Origin of the sequence: Halomonas sp. ND22Bw, assembly GCF_003011945.1 — a bacterium.
Classification (GTDB): domain Bacteria; phylum Pseudomonadota; class Gammaproteobacteria; order Pseudomonadales; family Halomonadaceae; genus Halomonas; species Halomonas halophila.
This window is the reverse complement of the sequence record NZ_PXWD01000071.1, coordinates 1-571: the sequence shown is the minus strand read 5'-3', so window position 1 is coordinate 571 and position 571 is coordinate 1. Positions and strand designations below refer to the sequence as shown.

The following is a 571-nucleotide window of genomic DNA, read 5'->3' as shown; positions in this document are numbered from 1 at the left end:
GCCTACTATTTCTGGCGGCGCGGCGTCCTGGGCACGATGCTCGTGGGCATGGCGGTCTACCTGCCGCTGCACCTCGGCCTCGGCTGGTAGGCTGGTCGGTGGCCGGAAGCGCAAAACTACAATAGTTAAAGCTTTCTTCTTCCTTTCATCCTCATCCCACCTCCCATGAACGTCATCCGCTTCACCGATCTCTGTGCGCAAGGCAAGGTTGCCGGCCAGCGCGTCTTCATCCGTGCCGACCTCAACGTGCCGCAGGACGACGCGGGCCGCATCACCGAAGACACGCGCGTGCGCGCCTCGGTGCCCTGCATCCAGGCCGCGCTCGACGCCGGTGCGGCGGTGATGGTCACGTCCCACCTCGGCCGCCCGACCGAGGGCGCTTTCAAGCCCGAGGATTCGCTGGCACCGGTGGCCGAGCGCCTGGCCGAGCTGCTCGGCCGCCCGGTGCCGCTGGTGGCGAACTGGGTCGACGGGGTCGACGTGGCGCCGGGCCAGGTCGTGCTGCTGGAGAACTGCCGCGTCAACAAGGGCGAGAAGAAGAACGACGAAGCGCTCGCGAAGAAGATGGCCG

General features: G+C 67.3%; 1 protein-coding gene. It reads left to right on the top strand.

What is annotated here, in order from left to right; all coding sequences use genetic code 11:
• Positions 1-165: 165 nt before the first annotated feature.
• On the top strand, positions 166-571 hold a 406-nt coding region (gene pgk, locus CVH10_RS17000; RefSeq protein ID WP_106489333.1), incomplete at its 3' end, for a phosphoglycerate kinase.